The sequence below is a fragment of the Oleiphilus sp. HI0066 genome (assembly GCF_001635725.1).
This window is the reverse complement of record NZ_LWFH01000506.1, coordinates 1-829: the sequence shown is the minus strand read 5'-3', so window position 1 is coordinate 829 and position 829 is coordinate 1. Positions and strand designations below refer to the sequence as shown.

Annotated in this window: 1 protein-coding gene and 1 pseudogene; one reads left to right on the top strand and one right to left on the bottom strand. The window is 45.4% G+C overall.

Features of this window, described 5'->3' with window-relative positions; translation table 11 throughout:
• The coding region (gene orn, locus A3738_RS07035; protein ID WP_156504038.1) for an oligoribonuclease at positions 1–330 on the bottom strand (330 nt) is incomplete at its 3' end.
• A 116-nt stretch (positions 331–446) separates the two neighbouring features.
• Between orn and A3738_RS07030 the strand changes: the two are divergent.
• Positions 447–829, top strand: a pseudogene (locus tag A3738_RS07030) (ribosome biogenesis GTPase RsgA); the annotation flags it as partial.

The window sequence follows — 829 nt, the reverse complement described above, 5'->3', positions numbered from 1 at the left end:
TTGGCCTACGCTATTTCCACAAATCGGTGATACACCTTTATCAACCCACTCTTGCAAAAACTCAATGGTTTTCAGCTCTGCATCACGCTCTGAGAACTCGCTATCTTTTACTCGCTGAGTTAAACCAGATTCACCATGTGTTCGAGTACACCACTCATCCATCGAATCAAGTAATTCGTCGCTCTGATGCACTGCCATAACGGGCCCTTCAGCTAAGGTATTGAGGTTCGCATCGGTGACGATAGTGGCGATTTCAATAATACGATCAGACTCTGGCTCTAAACCAGTCATCTCAAGATCAATCCAAATCAAATTATCTTTATGCTTCATGCAAGTTATTCGCTTCTGTATTTTTAATCAGAGCTAAAATATAGGCTTTAGTGAACTAGAACAACCGCCTATGAGAAAAACTGATAGAATGCTTGCGCCTTTTAACAGAGAAGCCCATGAGCAAACGTAAACTCAATCGCCGTCAAAAATGGCGCATCGAAAAAATACAAGCAGAGAAAACAGCCCGAGCTGAAAAGAAGCAACGCAAACTAGACGATCAAGTGTTAGGAGGCGAACTTGGCGCCGAACAGCGCGGTTTAATTATTGCGCATTTTGGGCAAACGCTTGATGTCGAAGCGCTAGAAGGCGAAACAAAAGGCGAGATATATCGCTGTTATGTCCGCGCAAACATCGATGCTTTGGTCACCGGTGACGAAGTGATATGGCGACCCGGAGCCGACAACAGTGGAGTCATTGAAGCGCGTCTAGAGCGCAGCACTCTACTGCAAAGGCCTGATAACTACGGCCAACTTAAGCCAGTCGCATCGAATATTGATCG